This is a genomic window from Oleiphilus sp. HI0061, from assembly GCF_001635675.1.
The window spans coordinates 1-20,470 of sequence record NZ_LWFE01001045.1 but is presented as its reverse complement, the minus strand read 5'-3'; the positions used below and the strand labels follow the sequence as shown (position 1 = coordinate 20,470).

Sequence of the window (20,470 nt, the reverse complement as noted above, 5' to 3'; positions counted from 1 at the left end):
GTCATCATACTTTTAAACGAGATATAACCCTGATGATAATTGAGACGCTCCATCACTAGTGCGACGCCGACCTTACGCTGGCTAATCTTCAAACGATACCAGATGGTGCCGATTAACAGGGCGCCGCTAAGCGGCATCACCACCCGCATAAAGGTACTTAAGCCTTCAAAATTTTCCGGATCACCTTCAGGAAGAAAATAAGCAAGAGGGACTTCGATCATGAAGCGGAAAAGCAGGATGACACCAGCAGTTAAGGACCCGGCAATCAGGCCAAGAATTGCTAGCTGTGGCAAAGCATCGACACCAGAGAGCTGCTGTCTGAAAACGCGCTTATAGTTTTCGAAGTGTGTTTTTAGCGGCATAGTCCGGCTTTATGGTCTTAAAATCTAATATTCAGTACAGTGCTAGTTTATAGCAAAGTAGATAATATTCTAAGAGCTAGAGCCTGAATGTGTTGCCATAAATGCTGGCAAGTGATTTATTTTCTATCCGAACGATTTTTCACTTTCTGGTTTAGCTCATCAATAGTCGCTTTCATCTGGCTGTGTGCGTCTTCAAGTAAAGTGCCCAAATCTTTGTCTTCAGCCATATGCGTGTCGATAGGAGGTAGAATTCGGACAATGACTTCACCTGCATGCCATTTATTGAGATTGATATGTTTGGGGTAGGCACTGGCGCAAATAGGAACAATGGGAGCAGAGGCTTGTTGAGCCATATGGAAGGCGCCTTTTTTAAAGGGTAGCAGATCATTACCGCCGTTACGTGTGCCTTCGGCAAAGACCCAAATCGAAGTATTATTGTGTTTAAGCGCTTCGGTTGTTTCAGCCATGGTATTGATAGATTCACGACTTTTGGAACGGTCGATCATGATATTGCCGGCGAGCCAATAAACCTGGCCAAATAAAGGCAGATACTTAAGGCTCTTTTTACCGACGCTTACACAGCGCTTAGGAATGACACCGCCGTGAACAAAGAGGTCGAGGTTGCTTTGGTGATTGGCGATAACAACGCTGGGGGGCATATTATCCAATAGTTCTTTATTCTCTATCGTCATTTTCACGCCCAATAACTTCAAAGCTCCCCAGCTGAATAGTCGCCCGCATATTCTTGTGTTATCAGGGTTGAAGGGCCTAAAAAGACAGATGCAACTGCCGAGCAAAGCAACGCTAAAGAAGTAAGTGAGAACGAGTATTGTACGAATAGTAAGTAGCATGCTTGAGTCAGTTATGTCCGTAGGCGGCGATTATTATCGAGAGGATGAGTGCGTAAAACGATTATAGAGCGTTTTGTGTCACAGCTATATTGTTATACAAGCCATAAATTGTAATAAAATTGCCTTGCTTGGCATAGGGCTGGCTATAATTGCTTACAACCTTGCCGTTGATCTCGTGATATAATCGGCCGTTTTTTAAGATTCGAAATTTGGGGATATAAAGTGATAAAGGTAGGTATTGTAGGCGCGACTGGCTATACCGGTTCGGAGTTATTAAGATTATTGGTGCTTCATCCGAAGGTTGAAATTACTGTTGTTACCTCGCGTACTGAGAAAGGCCGCCCTGTTGCAGATATGTTTCCTCATGTTCGTGGCTACATCGACTTGCCTTTTACCGATCCTAGCGTAGACGAACTAGCTGGCTGTGATCTTATCTTCTTTGCAACGCCACACGGTGTGGCTCAGTCAATGATGTCTGAATTTATAGATTCCGGCTTGCGTACCATTGATCTTTCAGGTGACTTTCGTTTGAAAGATGTAGATGTATGGGAAAGTTGGTATGACCAGAAGCATGCCTGCCCTGAATTAATTCCTCAGGCTGCATATGGCCTGCCTGAAATCTATCGTGAACAAATTAAAGATGCCAAATTAGTTGCTTGCCCTGGGTGTTTTCCTACGGTTATTCAGTTGGGCTTTTTACCTTTAGTTGAGCAAGGCTTAGTCCAGGCGGATCGTCTCATTGCAGATGCTAAAACAGGCACCAGTGGTGCTGGGCGTGCAGCTAAAGTTGGTATGCTGTTATCGGAATGCGCTGATAGCTTTAAAGCTTACGGTGTTTCCGGGCATCGCCATTTACCCGAGATCCAGCAAATTTTGAGTGAAGCAAACGGATCGCCTGTTAATGTGACCTTTGTTCCTCATCTCGTGCCCATGATTAGAGGGATCGAAGCGACTTTGTATATACAACCTAAGCCTGATGCTGAATTAAGTCTGGAGCAGGCTCAAGCTATCTATGAAGAGCGCTATAAAGATGAGCCTTTTGTCGATGTGATGCCGCTAGGCTCTTTGCCAGAAACCCGTTCCGTTAAGGGGTCGAATATGTGCCGAATTGCACTGCACCAGCAACCTGGCAGTAATACAATTATTGTATTGTCGGTTATTGATAACCTGGTAAAAGGCTCTTCTGGCCAGGCGATTCAGAACATGAATCTTATGTTTGGTTTTGATGAGATGATGGGCTTACAGCAAGTGGCATTGATGCCCTAACACCTAGGTGAGATTGTACTAGAATGGTAAAACGGAAAGCTGAAGATCGTCTGATTGTAGTTAAGCACAAGCCAGGTATTAAATTAAAACGGCGGGTGATTTTTGCAATTGGCATTTTGGTCATGGGCGTCCTAAGTTTTCTTTTGGGCGATTACCAAATAAAACAGGCACACGAAAAGGTCGTTCAAGAATTAGCAAAAGTTGCACAAGAGTATGCTGCTTTAAAAGAGGAAGAAGTCGCTTTACGGCAGCAAGTCGCAAACCTTGAAAGCGGTCGGACGATTGATGACCTGGCAAAGCAGGAAATTCAGGAGACGATCAGGGATTACAAGGCTCGCGTGTCGCAGTTAGAAAAGGACTTGTCATTTTATCAAAATATTATGGCGCCTTCAGATAACTCGCGAGGCTTACAAGTACAGAAAGCCGAGATTCAGCTAGGTGCAACGGATAGGCGTTTTGACTACAAAATTGTCTTAGCGCAAGTGGCTGATAACAAGAGCTACGTATCCGGGAATGTTGCGATTAACGTGATAGGTATGCAGGGCGAAGAAGAAACTGTTCTAGCCTTAAGAGATATATCAGAGCAGCAAACGGCTTTGGGTATCAAGTTTAAATTCAAGTATTTTCAGGATATAGCCGGAGATCTGCTGCTACCGAAAGGTTTTGTGCCGACAGGTATCCAAGTGGTTGCTCAGTCGAAGGGAAAGAAAGCGTCTCGTATTGAACAGAGCTTCGATTGGCAGCAGTTAGTTGATCAAAAAATTTAGAGACTTTTGGGAGAATCATTATGTGGGGCAAGAGTAAACAAAAAGGGAAAGGGCGTCATAATAGTCCGAATATTCATTTTGATACTCTGGTATCAAGTAAAACCCAGATAGAGGGTGATCTTCAATTCTCTGGCGGTTTACATATCGATGGTTTAATTCGTGGCACCATCCGCGCTGAAGAAGACAGTGAAGCGATTGTTCGTATTAGCGATATTGGTGAAATAGACGGTGATGTGATTGCACCTCATATCATTGTTAACGGTACAGTCCATGGCGATGTTTATGCTTCGAAGCATATTGAGCTGGCCAAGAATGCGTCAATAAAAGGGAATGTTTATTATCATCTGATCGAAATGGCGATGGGTGCTGAGGTTAATGGTAACCTGGTTCACCATAAAGAGCCTGTATCAATTAAGAATCATGACTCAGGTGAAAGCACAGAGACTAAAGCCGCTGAGCAAGTTGCGCTAAAAGCCGTGTCGGGTTCAGATTCTAATAATGGCTAAATGAAATAGTTGACTGTTTTACTAGGTTAATTGGATAATGCTCTGTATAGAAGTATGACATTGTTTTAGTATTCTAATATTAGAATCAAATGCCGGAGAACCAATGAGCATTGTAGAAACTCATGTGCCAAGCCCGCTATTTTTTACCGACGCGGCGGCGAGTAAAGTTAAACAGCTGGTTGAGGAGGAAGAAAATCCTGCTCTTAAGCTACGCGTTTATGTGACTGGCGGTGGTTGCTCGGGTTTTCAATATGGCTTCACTTTTGATGAAGACCTTTCAGAAGATGATACGGTTGTTAGCAAGCAGGGTGTAGACCTGGTTGTCGACGCCATGAGTTATCAATACCTCGTCGGAGCGACAGTTGATTATACTGAAGGCCTAAAAGGTGCTCAGTTTTCTGTGACCAATCCGAATGCAGAAACAACCTGTGGTTGTGGTTCGAGCTTTAGTATTTAAGCGCTGAGCCTTCCTGATTTCAAAGTATTTTAGGGCTGCTTAGCTGCTCTAAAAGTACTTGAACGGCCTCTCTAAGATGCTTATCCAGGTCTTTTTTCCCACTAAAATTAAACTCCTCCACACAATCAGAAATTGAACGAGCTTGTAAAACCCGTCGAATCAGTACTTGTAGCGGGCGCTTGATTGAACTTTTTTTATTTTTTTGTTTGAAGCAAGATAAGGTCAAACTGATCAACTCGCTCATACATTCTTCGATGGCCAACTTATGGCTAGCAAAGCGTTGAAGTTGAGCAAGCTGCCTGCTGTCTAGCCTTAGCTCTACTGCTGGAATTTTCGCTTCTGTTAGCGCATCATACAGCGTATCGCTAGCGTGGTGTTGATATTGTCTACTGATACCACTGAGCAAATTTCTGGCATAGATACTTTCTAATAGAGCCAAATTTTCCTGTGCAGACAAAGATATCGGCCTTTGCATAATCGCGGCATAACAGCCACTAGCATTATCACGTTGAAGACCAAGTTTGAGAAGCGAAAACTGATTCTTTGACCAGAAAGAAAGCAACTCGGTTGTCAGTCCAAATGCTGTAGTAAGACAATCAAGGTGTTTAGTTTTCGCGACTTGTAAAGCTTCTTCAATTAGTTGGCTACCGAGCCCTTGATTCTCGTATTCAGCGCGTACTGCAATACGCATTATACGCAATGAGTGTTGTTCCAGGTTTTTGATATCGCCAGAGAGGGTAGCAAGAGTCTGCGGAACTAAGTGGCCACGTAAGCGTCGCTTTCCTGCGAGGATCTCTTGTTGCAGAGTGCTTTCTAAAATCCCCCCTTCTCGTATTATCAGCATTGCTGAGATCAACTCACCTTGTTGCTCACTTTCTATATGATCTTTGAAACCACAAGCTAGCAACACACCGGGATGATCAAGTATAAGTCTTATATCGTCAGGGGAAGTTTGATAGTGAGCATTCACTAGCAATGAAATAACCTGCTCAAGAAGTTTAGGCTCGGAGGCTAGTTGCTGCTGTGAAGGCCAGAGCACGTTCATCTCTGTATGTTTGTTTTTTACACTACGTTTTTGGCTAAATGAATCGTCATTCAAGGATAAAAATAATAGCCGACTCATCCAATTTTCTAAGGGGTCATTCTCGGCCCAACGAACTGGCTGGCTTAGATGAATGCTTTTCCACTTGGGTGTTAGTAGGTCGAGTTGTTTCTTAAAACGAATTGCAAAGCCTTGACCATTGCCTTCGTAGCCATGGATGGTGCTTGAAAATACGATTCTAGAATAGTGCTTTAGTAGTTCACTCAATGTAGACGCTGGAATTCCGGCAGCTTCATCGATTAGCAGTAACTGGCACTCGGGCTTGGTAAGTAAGAGCTCATCAGGCGATATAAACTTCAGACAGTGAGAATAACTATCGTGGTTGCCACACTCATCTGTAATGTATTTTGAAAAGTGGAAGAATGCATTGGCACAAGCTCGTTTTGAGGGGGCTGTAATCAAAATAGATTTTTTATATTTGAGGGCCAACTTCGCCGCGGCAATGCCAAGCGCGCTGGTTTTGCCTCGTCCCCTATCGGCGGTGACGATCAGTGGCCGTCTACGGTGCCCTTCGACAACATGAGTGATTAGCTCAATTGCTTCGCGCTGGTCAGGTGTGGGTAGGGCCTGTACCTGAGTCGTCGCAGCCGCAGGAACAGCAGGAAGCTGAGACTGATTCTCTTGGCAAAATAGCAGACAATCCTGACTGTTAAAAAAGCTAATCAAACGCTGGAGAAAAAAGGTGTTTGTTTTAGATAACTCTGACTCGTCACTGCACATGCGGCGATAGTCTGGGTCAGGTGCTTTAGCCAAGTCAGCGAGAGGGGGCACCATGATGATAAATAAGCCTCCTCCGCGAACAAGTCCAGATGCTCCACCAAGTCCGTCCGGGCTTAAGCCATCGAAGCCATCCCAAAGCAACAGATTACAATCACCACCCAAGAGGCTTTTAACTTTATGTGCAGAAACAGACTTAAAGCCTTTAATAGGTTCGGAGGCGCTGATATAAATAGCCTCATTTATATCGCCGAAAAGCGAGTTGCTTTGAACCGTATCTAAACACCAATTCTTGTCGCCACTAAGCACTACGGGGTAGCGACAGAAAGACTGCTGGGCAGCGTCAAAAATATTGGAGAATAGCTTTTCAAGCATAGTGGCTTCTTAGTAAATAGGGCGATAAAGAATTTAAATGACCGGCAAGGACAAAAATTTAAGTAAACCTGTAATTTCAGAAGTATGTGTCTATGCTTGAACTAAAACAAGTCTTTGCATGTATCAGTGTCTTGACCTGTCATAGAGTAAGAGAGGAAGCGTTTTGAAAGAAAGTCAGAAACCGGGGAGAACGCAGTTCATTATGATGTTCTTTGCCTTTTCATTTGGCATGGTTCTAGCCAACCTCTTGGCTCAGAATGCTGCGCAGAAAGAAGTCGAAGAGCGCGCCCCTTTATTGGTTTATAAAGGCATTGATAAAAATCTCGAAGACCTGTCGCCAGAGTTTAAGGAACGTATTAGCAAGTTAGAGCGCGAGAGGCGCAGAACTCTCGAAATGGCCGCTTTGCAGATGCATATTTATCAGTATGCGAAAGATCATAAGGTGAGTGCTGAGCAGGCAGGCAAAACACTTTTTCCAAAGTCTGAATATGAAGTTGATAGTCAACGCGTGAGTGACTTTTATCATGCTAACCAGGAGCATATTGCCAAGCCTTTTTATCAAGTCGAGCAGGAAATTACGGCTCAGCTTGAATATCAAAGTGTGAAAAATCTAAAGGAGCAGTTGCTGGCATCGCTTCAAAAGAGTGGTGATTTGGCAATTCTTCCCAGTCAATAAGGTTTTTTAAACGATATTGGTCCATTGCAAGAGACCTTGGCTGGTTATCCTTTGTACGACCGACTATACTAGCGCCCGTTCAAATTTTGGGTATTGAATCTACGTTGTGAGCTATGTTGGACAAGTTATACCATAAGCAGAAGTTTGCTCAGGCAAGCATAGAGAGTATGTATCGAGTATTTACAGTACCCGAAGCACCAGACTCTACTCTTAGCCGTATTGATAAAGACGTTTCTAATAATCTTGCAGGATTTATGCAGGACCATATCGTCGCGGTCGAACATGATTTGCAAGAAATGGAAAAAGACTTTTCTGATCCCAGGATTCCTGAAAAGCCCATTTTTGTATCCGAACATACTCAATTTCTTCTAGATAAAATAGTTGCGCAGTCTGTTCACACCTCATCGCCTAGCTTCGTTGGTCATATGACCTCTGCTTTACCTTATTTCATGTTGCCGCTTTCCAAGATCATGATTGCGCTCAACCAGAACCTGGTAAAAACCGAAACCTCGAAAGCGTTTACGCCCCTAGAGAGACAGGTGCTCGGGATGTTGCACCGCCTGGTATACGCTGAAGACAGTGATTTTTATAGCAAGTGGATGCACGATGCAGGGCATGCATTGGGGGCAATGTGCTCAGGCGGCACCATTGCCAATATCACAGCTCTTTGGGCGGCTCGAAATTTAGCCTTTCCACCCGAAGGAAACTTCAAGGGCGTTGCCCATGAAGGCTTATTTCGAGCGATTAAGTACTATGGTTATGATGGTGCTGCAATCGTGGTCTCAAAAAGAGGGCATTACTCTTTTAGCAAAACAGCAGATATTATCGGCATAGGTCGAGATTACCTGGTTTCTGTAGAGACTGATGAGCATAACCGTATAGATCTGGAAGCCTTACGAGATACCTGCACTCGCTTGAAGAAAGAAAATATCTGCATAATTAGCGTGATTGGCATTGCCGGTACAACAGAGACAGGCAATATCGACCCTCTTGAAGAAGTGGCTGAAATCGCGCGCGAGTTTAAGGCTCACTTTCATGTCGATGCAGCCTGGGGTGGCCCGACATTATTTTCAAATGACTATCGCTCTTTATTAAAAGGCATCGAAAAAGCAGATTCTGTCACCCTGGATGCACACAAGCAGTTATATGTTCCGATGGGTAGTGGCTTGGTGGTGTTTAAGGACCCAAAGAAACTGAAGGCCATTGAACATCATGCTCAGTATGTTGTCCGTCGTGGCTCGAAGGATTTGGGAAGTACAACTCTCGAAGGTTCACGCCCGGGAATGGCGATGCTGATTCACTCTGGCCTGAAGATTATTGCCAAAGATGGATACGAGATATTGATCAACGAAGGTATCAATAAAGCCAAAGCTTTTGCTGCCATGATCGACAACGATCAGGACTTCGAGGTGATTACCTATCCTGAGTTAAATATTATTACTTATCGTTATTGCCCGGAGTTTGCAACGTCGGTGTTAGCAGTTGCAGACGATATTTTGATGGAAAAGATCAATGCAGTTCTGGATCGTATCACTAAGTTTGTACAAAAAACTCAGCGTGAGAAAGGCCTATCGTTTGTTTCAAGAACGCGTTTGGAACCCCCGAAGTATAATCGACAAGCATGTGTCGTCTTTCGAGTGGTATTAGCAAATCCACTGACGACCACTGATACATTAAGAGATATTCTGGCAGAGCAGAAAGAAATCGTGAACGCTTCTATGGAGGTTCAACGAGCAATGAAGTTATTGCGTAGTTTGTGTCAGCTCTCCGAGGATAGCCAATAGTCTGAGATAAACACAGACTATTGGTGCATAGATTTAATCACTCAAGGCTAAATCTAGATTACTGCTTCAGCTTAATATAACGCAGCTTCGTCATCTAAGACTTCGTGAATGACTTCCAAGAAGATCTTATCAGCATCACTCAATTGTTCAGGAATTCTAACAATTGTTGAGGCGCTGATCTTCTCTGCTATTTTAGCGGAAGCATCAGGTTCATTTTTCAGCTCGCGTGCGATCTCCATGCATTTTGTTGAAACACTAGGGTCACTTAGACACTTTCGAATAAAGACGCGTAGTTCACTAATTATTTTGGCTTGTTTGCTCGCTTCTGCACTACTCATCGATAACTCCTTATTTTCTACAAGTATATTTTTTATAGGCAGCATAGCTTCAGTATAGAGCTTAGTTGAAGTCATAGCATGTATTTGTTTGAAATAGTTTGTGAATAAGGGGGAATCTACTCATAAATGTATATCAAGTGAGCAGAGGAAAAAATCAATTGTCCTGCTACGCTTAAGAAACAGAGAAATTGTTTACACTAAAATTAGCCAACCTTATATATGACGTTCTTAAAAAACATTTTGCTTAGGCCGCTACTGATATTCTTGCTGTGTCTAAGTGGAAGCTTTATCGGGCCTGCTTGGGGTATTACGAATGTGATGCCAGACGATGGTGCGCCCCGTATTATTCGAAGTGAATACCTAGTAGATCACTCAGGTAACAGCGGCATAGAGGCAATAAAAAGCCTTGTAAGAGAAGGTGAATGGAAAGGTCTTAGTGAAGACTCGGCTAACTTTGGTTATCAGCGTTATCCGTACTGGTATCGTTTTGAATTAAGTAACCCAAGCCAGGCGCAAAAGGAGCAGATTCTAGAGATCAGTTACCCTTTGTTGGATTATGTGGATTTTTATCATTTTGCAGGTGACAACTTAGTCAGTGAAGTTCACACCGGAGATAGAAAGCCCTATTCGCAGCGCCTGATAGATCACCCTAATTTTCTCTTTCCTGTCAAAATAGCTGCGGGTGAAACCCACCAGATTTATCTAAGAGTCGACACGGCAGGTTCTCAGTTGGTTCCGATGAAAATTTCTGATGCAACGAGCACCTTTGTGCAGCTAGGAAAAGAAGACGCATTACATGCGACCTACTTTGGCGTTGTATCAGTTATTGTCTTCTTTAACTTATTAATCTTTGTCGCGCTCAGGGAAAAGCTGTATTTATACTATTCAGTCGCAGCATTCTTGTACATGCTGTTCTTTGGTATTATGAGAGCGAAGCTTTTCCCCTTTATTTATTCAGATAACCCCGAGTTTCATCACACGCTTTTATTGTTATTGCCGTCCAGCTGTTTACTTTTTTCAGCGCTATTCTCACGAGAATTTCTCAAGCCTGAGCAATACAGTAAGACTTTGGGGTATTTAATCAATGCGATCATTGGTATTGCCTTGATTGGCCTTGCTGGCATCTTGGTATTTGATGCGCAGACCTCCTTGCAATTGTCGGTGATGGGGGCCATTCCTGGCAGCTTTGTTTTACTCATAATGGGGCCAATATTGGGCTTTATGGGGAATAGGATGGCGTGGATCTATGCCACAGCATGGAGTACTTTCATGTTTGGTGTGACGATATCTGCGCTCAGTAAACAGGGCCTGATGCCGGTGAGCTTCGTTACCGAGTACGGTATGCAGATCGGTTCAGCACTAGAGCTATTTATACTAAACGCAGCCTTAGCCTCACGTTTCTATCAAGAGCATAGGCAGCGAATAGCTGCGCAAGAAGCACGATTACTGGAGCAACTTGAGCGCAGAGAAACCGAACAGAAGCTATTAAACAAGTCTTTATCTGATCCCACGACCCACTTGCCAAACCGCTCCTGCTTTGAGCAGCAGGCTAATTTGGTTATTGAGTCTCGTGGGAATAAACGGATCGCTATTTGTGTGATCGAAATCCTTCGTTATATGGAGATCAGTCGTACCTTGGGTCACCATAATACTGATTTAATGCAGGTCGAGGTGGCTCAGAATTTCGCTGCATTGTCGGTTAATATGCCAGGTATCGTCAAACTTCAGGGGCCTTCCGAGGAAGCATTAATTTGTTCTTTGGAGCCAGGCTCATTTGTGATGCTCGTTGAGGCAGAGCTTGCGGAAAGCCACACAGAGCAGGTAAATGAAATTCTAAAGCAGGCAATGCAACCAATTGAGTTTAAGGAGATGCGTCTGGAACTGCGTCCGGTAATTGGTGTGGCTGTTTGTCCTGAGCACGGTTTGAACACCGAAACTTTATTGCGCCATGCCCAAGTAGCTGCAGACTCATCGGAAGCACTTGAGCGACACCTTTCTTACTATCGCCCTGAATATGATCAATACAATGCGCGCCGCTTGATGATGGTTTCTGAATTGAAGGAAGCGATCAAGAATGATCATCTGGCTTTGTACTTTCAGCCTAAATACTCTCTTAAAGAGAATCGAGTTGTAGGTATGGAGGCCTTGGTAAGGTGGAACCATGAGCGTTATGGCTTGGTTAGGCCTGATGAGTTTATTGAGATTGCCGAACAAACAGGCATTATTAAAGCATTAACACGCTGGGTGGTGAGCAATGCACTTAAAGCCCAGAATAGTCTCAAAGAGCTTGGTTGGGACTTGAATATGTCAATCAATCTATCGGTGTTGAACCTGCGAGAGGGAGATTTGATTGATTTTCTGAGCGCTCAAATGGCTGATAACAACAGCGATCCTCAGCGCATTTATTTTGAGTTAACTGAGACCTCGATGATGGCGAATCCTTTGGATGCGATTGAGGTCTTAAATAAAGTGTGTGCTTTACGCTTACGTTTATCGGTTGATGACTTTGGCGCTGGCTACTCCTCTTTGGCGTATTTAAAGTCATTACCGGCGACAGAGATTAAAATCGATAAATCCTTGATATCGGGAATATGTGGGGATGAGGGCAATGAGCTCATTGCTGAAGCAACCATTAACATGTGCCAAAAACTGGGTTATCAGGTGGTGGCAGAAGGTGTCGAAAATGAAGAGACGATGGAGCGCTTAAGAGAGCTAAAGTGCGATTCTGTTCAAGGTTATTTACTAACCCCACCTTTGCCGATGGAGAGGCTACTTCAGTGGCTTGATAAGTCTGAAAGCGATACGCGTGACGTATCCTAGCAAGGCGTCACGCATTTGCAGTTTTAACTACGTTTTCTAATCAATGCTTCCTGGCATACTGAAGCAACTAACTCACCTTGTTGGTTAAAAATATTCCCTCGATTAAAGCCTCTTCCGCCTGACGCACTAGGGCTATCCATATCGTAAAGTAACCATTCATCAACCTTGAAAGGGCGATGGAACCATATCGAATGATCAAGACTCGCAACTTGCATGCCTTTTTGCATAAAACTCAAACCGTGCGGCAGCATACTAGTACCAAGCAGGCCGAAGTCCGAGGCATAGGCCAGAAGGCAATGGTGTAATGATAGATCATTGGGGACTGATGCCACCGCTCTAAACCAATTTTGCTTATAGGGTGGACGAATATCCGGGTTGGTATAGTCAATTGGCTTAACTGGTCTGATTTCGATTGGTTTATCGCGGGTGAACTGCTCCCTAAGTTTTTCAGGTATCAGGTGCTTAAAGCGACGACGTATTTCCAGCTCGGAAGCCAGTTCTTCTGGCGACTTGCTTTCGGGCATATCAAACTGGTGTTCTGAACCCGCTTCATCTTTTTGAAACGAAGCGTTGAGGGTAAAAATCTCTTTGTCGTCTTGCCGGGCAATGACTCGCCGTGTTGCGAAAGAACTACCGTCTCGAATAATCTGCACTTCGTACTGAATTGGTAGAGAATGATCCCCTGGGCGTAAAAAGTAGCCATGCATTGAGTGAGCGCTGAGTTGATCGACTGTTTGATAAGCCGCCATCAGTGCTTGACCACAGACCTGTCCACCGAATACATTTTTGAAGCCCAAATCTTCGCTGCAACCTTCAAAGACTAAGTTGTTGAGTTGCTTAAGTTGAAGGACATCGATGAGTTGTTGTAGTACGTCTTGCATGATCATGACTCACTTTATTAATCGCGCTTTGTTGAGTTTTAAACAAAGCGCCTAATTCAGGGAGTCTTTAGCTTAAAGACTACTGAGCTCTTTAACTAGCGCTTGTTTTTCAACACAGCGTTGCCCAGTTAGTACAAAACCATCCAAACAGTCTTGCTCGTTATAATGACGACCACAAATATTCAGGCCATCTTGTTCGAAGCGCCATTGGCCTGAAGCACTGGCAGGTGGGCAAACGACGACGGGGCAGGCGGGTGTTTTAGTTGCTATCGGCATGATGCCGAAGCTTACCTGGCTCGGTGTGCCGGTCAGAGTCTTCGCTAAGGTGCGTGCGCAGGTCATTAGTGGCAGCACGTAGAGTCTGACCTGCCCTTCGATCTCTGCGCAGTCACCTAAGGCGTAGACATCTTCTGCACTAGTTTGTAGCAAGGCGTTGGTGACAATCCCTTGCTGGCATTCAATCCCCGAGTCTTGAGCAATTTGTATATTGGCTTTCAGGCCGACGGCAGAAATAACCAAGGCACACTCAAGTTCTTGGCCATTACTTAAACGAGCAAGCAAACCATTTCCTTGTTCAGTGATTTCGCTTACATGAGCTTGCATTTCAAACTGACAACCTGCATCACTAAGGCCTTCGATAAGCGCTTGTCCGGCCTCTTCAGGAATCAAACTGTTTAAGGCTGATTTTGAAGGGTCAACGATAGTTACCTTATAACCGCTTGCCAATAAGTCATTCGCGTATTCACAGCCGATTAAGCCGGCACCCATGATCAGTACATGGTTCTGGCTTTCTGAGCAGTTTTCGCCTAACAAAGAACGAAAACGGCGGTAGTCCATTAGGTCATTGATTGAAACGACTTTCTCAAGCTCACTTCCGGGAAAACTGAGCTTATTGACCTGAGCACCACAAGCAAGCACTAGCTTGCTGTAGTCTAAGCGTTCTTCACCTATCAGGATTGCTTTGGCAGAAGTATCGATTCGGTCAACACTCGTATGATTTCTGATTGAAATATTGTGCTGTGCCGCGAACTTTCCCGGGTCGGCCATTGATAGCTCATCAGCCTGCTTGCCTTTGGCAAGTGCTGTCGAGAGCATAGGCTTGGAATAAGAGTGTGCGTCATCCTGAGTGATCACAATAATCTCGCTTTCCTGGTCCAGCTTGCGAACCTCCTTAACAAGATTATATCCGGCCAAGCCACTACCAATGACAACGATAGGTGAAGTATTCATGTTAAATCTCTACCATTTCAAAGTCTTCTTTGCCTACACCACAGTCAGGGCAAAGCCAGTCTTCGGGTACATCTTCCCATGAGGTGCCCGCTTCGATGCCATCATCAGGCCAGCCTTCGCTCTCATCATAAATTAATCCGCAGACTACGCATTGCCACTTCTTCATTCTTTATACCTGTATTATCAAAATGTTACTTGCCTTTCGAATGCATACAAACATGCCTCTCTGGTTTACACTAGCGCCCGCTTGCTTATGCGAAGAGAAGATTCTAGTTTAGAGAATAAATGTTGCCTCATTCACTTAGCGGGCTAATTTACCGAATCAGCTCGATCAGCACAAATCTTTCACTATTTCAGCGATAGTAACTTTGCGGCCAGGCAGGCTCACAGATATAATCTGCACAGCCATTTTATCAGGAAGATCTATGTCCAATACCAAAACCGTCGAAGCCCAGAAAGTCTTTAATGAGGCCGACTGCCTAATCGATATGTCTGAGCTAAGTGATGCAATTGAAAAGACAGCCAAAGATATTGAGCAAGACTTAGCGACCGACAACCCTCTGGTTATTTCAATTATGAATGGCGGTTTGGTGTACTGTGGTCACTTACTCGCTCATTTGAATTTTCCACTAGAGCTGGATTATTTACACGCTACCCGATATGGGAATGAAACCTCTGGCAGCCGCTTGGACTGGCTGGCTAAGCCGGTAAAAGCACTGTCGGGCCGAACCGTTCTTCTGGTTGATGATATCCTTGATGAAGGGCATACCCTCTTACATGTACAGGATTATTGTCGGCAGCAAGGTGCAGCGCGTGTTCTGACGACGGTTTTATTGGATAAGCAACATGACAGAAAGGCGACCAAGGATCTGCTCGCTGACTATACTTGTTTAAATGTTGAGGATCGTTTTGTTTTTGGTTTTGGTATGGATTATCAAGGCTATTGGCGGAATGCGCCGGGTATTTACGCAGTTAAGGGCATGTGATGCTAAAGCCAGCCGCTCGGCGGATACCCGACTGGAAAGTGCCTAAACAATATGGTTCCTGGGTCTTTGATCAAGGTTCACTTACCAAGAGGCTTATCGAAGCATCAAATAATAACTTTAGTGTGCGTGTCACTTATCAAGGCTGGGCTGTACCAAGTCTTGAGGAGAGGCGGATACTAAAAGTGAGAGAGCGTCAGAAAGCGCTGGTCAGGGAAGTTGAGCTGCTTTGTTTCGGAGAAGTATGGGTGATAGCGCGCAGTATTATTCCGAAAACAACGCTAAGTGGTTATGAAAGACAGCTTCAGTATTTGGGAGATAAGCCTTTAGGCGCATTTCTGTTTAAATCCAGAGTTATGACGCGTAGTAAGCTTGAAAGTGTCTCCTTGGTGAAACAGTTTAAAGAACCCGTATTTGGGCGGCGCTCGGTATTTTTTCTTCGTCAGAAACCATTGCTGGTGAGCGAACTATTTATGCCTCGGGTATTTGAGGCAAGCAAACGAGAGAAATAGGCATATGAATACTCAGAGTAAACCCGCGTTTGCAAGTGTTGCAATGGACTACGTAAGGCTTGCGAGGTTGGATAAGCCTATAGGTATTTATCTGGTTTTGTGGCCAACGCTTTGGGCATTATGGTTTGCTGCCGAGGGCATACCAGCTATGGATGTGTTAGCTATTTTTATCGCCGGCTCTGTTTTCATGCGCTCGGCAGGCTGCGTAATCAATGACTTTGCGGATAGAAAAATAGACGGTCATGTAAAGCGCACTGAAGCTCGCCCTCTGGTGACGGGGCGGGTGAGTGCAAAACAGGCTTTGATCTTTTTCGCCGTTTTATGTCTGTTGTCTTTCATCCTGGTTTTGTTTACCAATGAACTGACAATTTACCTTTCATTTGGTGCACTCGCACTTGCTTCTGCTTATCCCTTCATGAAGCGCTATACTTATTTACCACAGGTGGTCTTAGGTGCTGCATTTGCCTGGTCCGTTCCTATGGCTTATGCCGCGCAAGTGAATGAACTGCCTGCGCATATCTGGTTGATCTATATGGCAACAGTCTTGTGGACCGTTGCTTATGATACGATGTATGCCATGGTCGATAGGGATGATGATATCAAAATCGGCGTTAAATCCACGGCCATCTTATTTGGTTCGGCTGATCGGGCGATTATCGCATTTTTGCAGGTTTTGGTGATATTGACGCTGAGCTTGTTAGGTGAACAGCTTGAAATGGGGCAGTTTTACTTTCTGAGTATTGTCGTTGCGTCGGTACTATTTGTATATCAGCAGCACTTGATTCGCCATCGTGACAGAGATGAGTGCTTTAAGGCGTTTTTGAACAATAACTGGGTGGGTATGGTTTTATTCCTGGGACTGTTTCTAGACTTTTATGTCAGGTGAATTGTAAAACTTCGCAAAAAGGAGCGCTCATTAGGTTCTCAGCATAGGCTTACAGTGTAGTGTCATAAAACTGTAACAGCTTGCCGTTTTAATACAGTTTGATTTTTGGAGTAAGTACTATGTCAGAAAAAACCGTATTAATTGTTGATGATGAAGCATCAATCAGAGAAATGATTGCTGTTGCTTTAGAAATGGCTGATTACAATTGTATCGAAGCTTCAAATGCGCAGGATGCATTTATTGCTATTGTGGATCAACGTCCCGATATGATTTTACTTGATTGGATGTTGCCAGGCACTAGCGGAATTGAATTGGCAAGACGCTTGAAACGCAATGAAGCGACCAGTGATATCCCTATTATTATGCTGACAGCTAAAACCGAAGAGGATAATAAAGTACAGGGTTTGGAAGTCGGTGCCGACGACTATATTACTAAGCCTTTTTCTCCTCGTGAATTGGTTGCTCGTCTTAAAGCTGTACTTCGTCGTGCGACGCCTGCGGGTGTCGAAAGTGAAATCGAAATAGATGGATTGGTACTTGACCCAGTTTGTCATCGCGTTACCGCTCACAATAATTTGCTGAGCATGGGGCCAACTGAGTTTAAGCTACTGCAGTTCTTTATGACGCATCAAGACCGCGTTTATAGCCGTTCCCAGCTACTTGATCAAGTTTGGGGTGGCAATGTCTATGTTGAAGATCGAACCGTTGATGTTCATATTCGGCGCCTTCGCAAGGCATTAGGTGAAAGGCATGAATACCTGGTTCAAACTGTTCGAGGTACTGGCTATCGTTTTTCTGCTCAAGGTGCTGCATAGCGCTTGAGCATTGGTAACTTTGTTATAAAATAAGAAAGGTGGCAAGGAGCTCGATTTTTCATGCACATGACTTCGATCATTGACGAAGGGTGCACACTCTCTGTACCGTTTGCGTTTTAATGGCAAACTATTGAATCAGAGAATGAATCTGTCTTCCTGTGCTGGAGCATAAGGTTATGCACAAACGAATCATCGGTCACTTATACTCCCTTTTTTGGGCTGTGATTGGCTTGCTGGTACTTGGCCTGCTGATTGGGGAATTAGCGTGGGTTCTCGCGATTGGCTGCTTTGCCTACTTAGCCTGGACAATCAGCCAGGCTGTTAAGCTGCATCGTTGGCTTTACAGTGTACAAGAAGACCAAGCAATTCCCGAAAGCCATGGTTTATGGGGCGATCTGTTTGACGGTCTATATCAAATTCAATATCAAAATCGCATTACTCAAGAAAACTTGCGGTCAATGATTGCTCGTGTCCAATTATCTACCAATGCACTAAAAGAGGCTGTCGTCATGACTAACTCTGAAGGTGCGATGGACTGGTGGAATGACTCTGCAAGTACAGTACTTGGCTTTAAACGAGAGTCAGATAGAGGTCAGCTGATAACAAATTTGCTTAGAGACCCTTCCTTTAAGCGATATTTTGAAAGCAAGAATTACGACGAACCTTTAGAGCTACGTTCACCTTTAAATAAAAGTGCAACTTTGCAAGTACATATCACTTTGTTTGGCAAAGATGACCGCTTGGTTTTCGCGCAAGATGTGACGCGTGTGCAGCGACTTGAACAGATGCGGCGTGACTTCGTTAGCAATGTTTCTCATGATATGAGAACGCCATTGACGGTTATTAGAGGTTATATCGAAACCTTCCAGGATGCTGAAGATACACCTAAGAAGTGGCGAAGAGCCTTAAATTCAATGCAAGAGCAAACGAAACGGATGGAAAGCCTGATTAGTGACCTCTTGTTACTCGCCAAGTATGAAACTGAAGGCCTGCCTAGTAATACTCAAGCGATCGATATCGAACCGGTACTACAAGAAGTCTACCGCGACGCACGAGCCTTTAGCGCTGACAAAAATCAGAATATTCGTTTGGACTTTGAAAGCACCAAACCCTGTTTATTTACCGGTGACTCTCGTCAGCTTTATAGCGCCTTCTCAAACCTTGCGTTTAATGCAGTTAAGTATACGCCCACCGGTGGTGATATCGACATCAGCTGGTGGCTGGATGAAGAAGGTGCTCACTTTTGTGTGCGTGATACCGGTGAAGGTTTTGATTCCGTTCACATCCCTCACTTGACGGAACGCTTCTATCGAACGGACCCCAGCAGAGACCACTCAAGTGGCGGCTCAGGCTTGGGCTTAGCGATCGTGAAGCATGTATTGATCAATCATAATGCCGAGCTGGAAATCCATAGTGAAGAAGGCATAGGCAGTGAGTTTATTTGTCACTTCCCGGCATCGATAATGGTTTCCAGTAGCTCGGCTAATGAACAGAAAGCGCTAGCAAATGCATCTTGATGAGCTATCTGCATTTACTTGGATAGCTTTTTCTGCGCCTCTGCTTCAAAGTTCATATTGATATTGCCTAAAGATCTTTCTTCGTTTACCCAAAATGCGACCGCGCCACACACCGCAGCGGGCAGTGCCAGAAAATTCACGATAGGCAGAAGCGTTGCCCCAAACGTTACCAGCCCAAAACCTAGTGATGTCAGACGATGGCTAGCCAGGTAGTTTTTCATATCGGGGAAGCTCATCTTATTATTATCTGCCGGGTAGTCGATATATTGAATGGCCATCATCCAGGCTGAGAAAATAATCCAGATAACAGCAATAATCACATTCAAGCCGGGGATTAAGCCTAAAACCAATAGCACTAGCACCCGCGGGATATAATAAACAAGCTTTTGGAGTTCTCGCATGATGGTTCTGGGAACCATTGCCAGTAGCTCGCTCCATGAGAAGTCTTCACCTTTATCTTGGCCGCTTAAGTGCTTTTCAGTGAGTTCTGCCAGGTAGCCATAAAAAGGAGCGCCGATTAAATTCGCGGCGGCAATAAAGCCATAAAACAGCGTCATTAAGATGGCTAAGAAGTAGATTCCCCAGAATAACCACTCCATGAATCCTAGCCATTCTGGGACCCAAGACAATAAGGTCGCCATCCAACCGTCTACTAGGCTATATGCCCACATGATGAGCAGCGTAAACAAGATGATATTTACGGTTAAAGGAACCAGTAAAAATAGGCGAAAGCCGGGCTGGCAAATGATCTTGAAACCTTGAGCCAGATAGCCAAAGCCGGTAAACATATTTCCCTTCATGTGAAGATTCGCTCCTGATCAGAATATCGTCTAAGAAATTTATAGGGCTTAATAGGGTTGTAGGCAGTGTATAATAGCTCGCTTGGAGTTTCAGCAGTGCTCTGATGAAATCAAAGTAATGTCACTAGGTAGTTGTAGCCAATGCGTCCAGATTTTCAAATCGAGATTGTTTATTCAGATGAACAGCTTGTGGTGGTTAATAAGCCCTCCGGTTTGCTATCAGTTCCGGGCAGAGGCCCCGACAAAGCTGATTGCTTGCTGAGCCGCTTACAAGACCAATTTCCCACTATCAGGGTGGTTCATCGTTTGGATTGCGCAACCTCGGGCTTGATGGTCTTGGCGCTTGATGCGGATTCCCACAGGGAGCTTAGTAGGCAGTTTCATGACAGAGAAGTCAAAAAGCGCTATGAAGCCTTGGTTTATGGCTTTATGGAAGATGAAAGTGGCGAAGTTAATCAGCCATTGAAGACCGACTGGCCCAATCGGCCTCGACAGATGATTTCACATGAAGGTAAAGCTGCTCAGACCTTCTATCAATGTACGACTCGCTCAGAACAGGCATCGAGAGTCATCCTCACGCCGATAACAGGTCGCTCTCATCAACTACGTGTTCATATGCTATATACCGGCCATCCAATATTGGGCGATGGGCTTTATGCTCACGAGTCGGCATTAAAGGCTAGTAGCCGTTTATGCCTACATGCCACAGACTTAAGTATCTACCAGCCAAAGACTAAAACTTTTATGGAGTTCTCAAGTGCTACACCTTTTTAGTCAGATAATCCAGTTTACCTGGCTGAACAAAATCGTTTTGTACCTTGCTTT

20 protein-coding genes and 1 pseudogene are annotated in these 20,470 nt (G+C 44.4%); 13 read left to right on the top strand and 8 right to left on the bottom strand.

Going from position 1 to position 20,470, the window contains the following annotated elements:
* Together A3735_RS13805 and A3735_RS13800 are read right to left on the bottom strand one after the other, a co-directional pair.
* Positions 1-362 (bottom strand): annotated as a pseudogene (locus A3735_RS13805) (hypothetical protein); the annotation flags it as partial.
* A gap of 116 nt (positions 363-478) precedes the next feature.
* Positions 479-1,054, bottom strand: a complete 576-nt coding sequence (locus A3735_RS13800) for a 1-acyl-sn-glycerol-3-phosphate acyltransferase (RefSeq protein WP_197470098.1) — start codon at positions 1,052-1,054, stop codon at positions 479-481.
* 381 nt (positions 1,055-1,435) lie between these two features.
* Here A3735_RS13800 and argC point away from each other — a divergent pair, with 381 nt between their 5' ends.
* The 4 genes from argC to erpA all read left to right on the top strand — a co-directional run bounded on the left by argC (position 1,436) and on the right by erpA (position 4,209).
* The gene (argC, locus tag A3735_RS13795) at positions 1,436-2,479 is read left to right on the top strand and encodes an N-acetyl-gamma-glutamyl-phosphate reductase (RefSeq protein ID WP_068510033.1); all 1,044 of its coding nucleotides are present in this window, start codon (positions 1,436-1,438) and stop codon (positions 2,477-2,479) included.
* A gap of 23 nt (positions 2,480-2,502) precedes the next feature.
* Entirely contained in the window at positions 2,503-3,246 is a 744-nt protein-coding gene (locus A3735_RS13790) for a DUF6776 family protein (protein ID WP_068510034.1), read from the top strand.
* Between the two features lie 20 nt (positions 3,247-3,266).
* A complete protein-coding gene (locus A3735_RS13785; RefSeq protein ID WP_068510036.1) occupies positions 3,267-3,752 on the top strand; it encodes a polymer-forming cytoskeletal protein in 486 nt (161 codons plus the stop codon).
* Positions 3,753-3,855: 103 nt separating this feature from the next.
* Positions 3,856-4,209: an iron-sulfur cluster insertion protein ErpA gene (erpA, locus tag A3735_RS13780; protein ID WP_068510038.1), complete on the top strand. Its 354-nt coding sequence runs from the start codon at positions 3,856-3,858 to the stop codon at positions 4,207-4,209.
* 19 nt (positions 4,210-4,228) lie between these two features.
* Here erpA and A3735_RS13775 read toward each other — a convergent pair whose 3' ends face one another.
* Positions 4,229-6,403, bottom strand: a complete 2,175-nt coding sequence (locus tag A3735_RS13775) for a tRNA(Met) cytidine acetyltransferase TmcA (RefSeq protein ID WP_068510040.1) — start codon at positions 6,401-6,403, stop codon at positions 4,229-4,231.
* A 163-nt stretch (positions 6,404-6,566) separates the two neighbouring features.
* Between A3735_RS13775 and A3735_RS13770 the strand changes: the two genes are divergently transcribed.
* Together A3735_RS13770 and panP are read left to right on the top strand one after the other, a co-directional pair.
* Positions 6,567-7,079, top strand: coding sequence for a hypothetical protein (locus tag A3735_RS13770; protein WP_068510042.1), 513 nt, complete (start codon positions 6,567-6,569; stop codon positions 7,077-7,079).
* Positions 7,080-7,192: 113 nt separating this feature from the next.
* Positions 7,193-8,863 carry a pyridoxal-dependent aspartate 1-decarboxylase PanP gene (panP, locus tag A3735_RS13765; RefSeq protein ID WP_068510044.1) on the top strand — a complete coding sequence of 557 codons (1,671 nt, stop codon included), beginning with the start codon at positions 7,193-7,195 and terminating at the stop codon, positions 8,861-8,863.
* Between the two features lie 71 nt (positions 8,864-8,934).
* Here panP and A3735_RS13760 read toward each other — a convergent pair whose 3' ends face one another.
* Positions 8,935-9,201 carry a hypothetical protein gene (locus tag A3735_RS13760; RefSeq protein WP_068510046.1) on the bottom strand — a complete coding sequence of 89 codons (267 nt, stop codon included), beginning with the start codon at positions 9,199-9,201 and terminating at the stop codon, positions 8,935-8,937.
* A gap of 219 nt (positions 9,202-9,420) precedes the next feature.
* Here A3735_RS13760 and A3735_RS13755 point away from each other — a divergent pair, with 219 nt between their 5' ends.
* On the top strand, positions 9,421-12,021 hold the full coding sequence (locus tag A3735_RS13755) for an EAL domain-containing protein (RefSeq protein ID WP_068510047.1): 2,601 nt from the start codon (positions 9,421-9,423) through the stop codon (positions 12,019-12,021).
* Positions 12,022-12,044: 23 nt separating this feature from the next.
* On the opposite strand, the gene A3735_RS13750 is transcribed toward A3735_RS13755, so the two are convergent.
* The 3 genes from A3735_RS13750 to A3735_RS13740 form a co-directional block, all read right to left on the bottom strand.
* Positions 12,045-12,902: an acyl-CoA thioesterase II gene (locus A3735_RS13750; RefSeq protein WP_068510077.1), complete on the bottom strand. Its 858-nt coding sequence runs from the start codon at positions 12,900-12,902 to the stop codon at positions 12,045-12,047.
* Positions 12,903-12,974: 72 nt separating this feature from the next.
* On the bottom strand, positions 12,975-14,132 hold the full coding sequence (locus A3735_RS13745; RefSeq protein WP_068510049.1) for an FAD-dependent oxidoreductase: 1,158 nt from the start codon (positions 14,130-14,132) through the stop codon (positions 12,975-12,977).
* A gap of 1 nt (position 14,133) precedes the next feature.
* Positions 14,134-14,298, bottom strand: coding sequence for a rubredoxin (locus tag A3735_RS13740; protein WP_068510051.1), 165 nt, complete (start codon positions 14,296-14,298; stop codon positions 14,134-14,136).
* A 259-nt stretch (positions 14,299-14,557) separates the two neighbouring features.
* Between A3735_RS13740 and A3735_RS13735 the strand changes: the two genes are divergently transcribed.
* The 5 genes from A3735_RS13735 to phoR all read left to right on the top strand — a co-directional run bounded on the left by A3735_RS13735 (position 14,558) and on the right by phoR (position 18,845).
* A complete protein-coding gene (locus A3735_RS13735) occupies positions 14,558-15,118 on the top strand; it encodes a hypoxanthine-guanine phosphoribosyltransferase (RefSeq protein WP_068552532.1) in 561 nt (186 codons plus the stop codon).
* Positions 15,118-15,627 (top strand): chorismate lyase, encoded by a 510-nt coding sequence (locus A3735_RS13730; RefSeq protein WP_068552536.1) that lies wholly within the window; start codon positions 15,118-15,120, stop codon positions 15,625-15,627. The genes A3735_RS13735 and A3735_RS13730 overlap by 1 nt, the downstream gene beginning before the upstream one ends.
* Positions 15,628-15,631: 4 nt before the next feature.
* On the top strand, positions 15,632-16,513 hold the full coding sequence (gene ubiA, locus A3735_RS13725; RefSeq protein ID WP_068510056.1) for a 4-hydroxybenzoate octaprenyltransferase: 882 nt from the start codon (positions 15,632-15,634) through the stop codon (positions 16,511-16,513).
* Positions 16,514-16,632: 119 nt separating this feature from the next.
* Positions 16,633-17,328, top strand: a complete 696-nt coding sequence (phoB, locus tag A3735_RS13720; protein ID WP_068510058.1) for a phosphate regulon transcriptional regulator PhoB — start codon at positions 16,633-16,635, stop codon at positions 17,326-17,328.
* A 176-nt stretch (positions 17,329-17,504) separates the two neighbouring features.
* A complete protein-coding gene (gene phoR / locus A3735_RS13715; protein WP_068510060.1) occupies positions 17,505-18,845 on the top strand; it encodes a phosphate regulon sensor histidine kinase PhoR in 1,341 nt (446 codons plus the stop codon).
* 14 nt (positions 18,846-18,859) lie between these two features.
* Here the strand turns inward: phoR and cysZ are convergent, their stop codons facing one another.
* A complete protein-coding gene (cysZ, locus tag A3735_RS13710; protein WP_068510062.1) occupies positions 18,860-19,645 on the bottom strand; it encodes a sulfate transporter CysZ in 786 nt (261 codons plus the stop codon).
* A 141-nt stretch (positions 19,646-19,786) separates the two neighbouring features.
* Between cysZ and A3735_RS13705 the strand changes: the two genes are divergently transcribed.
* Entirely contained in the window at positions 19,787-20,419 is a 633-nt protein-coding gene (locus A3735_RS13705; RefSeq protein WP_068510064.1) for an RluA family pseudouridine synthase, read from the top strand.
* The last annotated feature ends 51 nt before the right edge of the window (positions 20,420-20,470 follow it).

Bases quoted from the DNA above. Each gene is read 5' to 3' on its own strand.
- A3735_RS13705 (WP_068510064.1), top strand. From the start codon at position 19,787: ATGCGTCCAGATTTTCAAATCGAGATTGTTTATTCAGATGAACAGCTT.
- ubiA (WP_068510056.1), top strand. From the start codon at position 15,632: ATGAATACTCAGAGTAAACCCGCGTTTGCAAGTGTTGCAATGGACTAC.
- phoR (WP_068510060.1), top strand. From the start codon at position 17,505: ATGCACAAACGAATCATCGGTCACTTATACTCCCTTTTTTGGGCTGTG.
- A3735_RS13785 (WP_068510036.1), top strand. From the start codon at position 3,267: ATGTGGGGCAAGAGTAAACAAAAAGGGAAAGGGCGTCATAATAGTCCG.
- erpA (WP_068510038.1), top strand. From the start codon at position 3,856: ATGAGCATTGTAGAAACTCATGTGCCAAGCCCGCTATTTTTTACCGAC.
- A3735_RS13740 (WP_068510051.1), bottom strand. From the start codon at position 14,298: ATGAAGAAGTGGCAATGCGTAGTCTGCGGATTAATTTATGATGAGAGC.
- A3735_RS13750 (WP_068510077.1), bottom strand. From the start codon at position 12,902: ATGCAAGACGTACTACAACAACTCATCGATGTCCTTCAACTTAAGCAA.
- A3735_RS13745 (WP_068510049.1), bottom strand. From the start codon at position 14,132: ATGAATACTTCACCTATCGTTGTCATTGGTAGTGGCTTGGCCGGATAT.
- A3735_RS13755 (WP_068510047.1), top strand. From the start codon at position 9,421: ATGACGTTCTTAAAAAACATTTTGCTTAGGCCGCTACTGATATTCTTG.
- A3735_RS13800 (WP_197470098.1), bottom strand. From the start codon at position 1,054: ATGACGATAGAGAATAAAGAACTATTGGATAATATGCCCCCCAGCGTT.
- A3735_RS13790 (WP_068510034.1), top strand. From the start codon at position 2,503: ATGGTAAAACGGAAAGCTGAAGATCGTCTGATTGTAGTTAAGCACAAG.
- panP (WP_068510044.1), top strand. From the start codon at position 7,193: ATGTTGGACAAGTTATACCATAAGCAGAAGTTTGCTCAGGCAAGCATA.
- A3735_RS13775 (WP_068510040.1), bottom strand. From the start codon at position 6,403: ATGCTTGAAAAGCTATTCTCCAATATTTTTGACGCTGCCCAGCAGTCT.
- A3735_RS13735 (WP_068552532.1), top strand. From the start codon at position 14,558: ATGTCCAATACCAAAACCGTCGAAGCCCAGAAAGTCTTTAATGAGGCC.
- A3735_RS13760 (WP_068510046.1), bottom strand. From the start codon at position 9,201: ATGAGTAGTGCAGAAGCGAGCAAACAAGCCAAAATAATTAGTGAACTA.
- phoB (WP_068510058.1), top strand. From the start codon at position 16,633: ATGTCAGAAAAAACCGTATTAATTGTTGATGATGAAGCATCAATCAGA.
- A3735_RS13730 (WP_068552536.1), top strand. From the start codon at position 15,118: ATGCTAAAGCCAGCCGCTCGGCGGATACCCGACTGGAAAGTGCCTAAA.
- cysZ (WP_068510062.1), bottom strand. From the start codon at position 19,645: ATGAAGGGAAATATGTTTACCGGCTTTGGCTATCTGGCTCAAGGTTTC.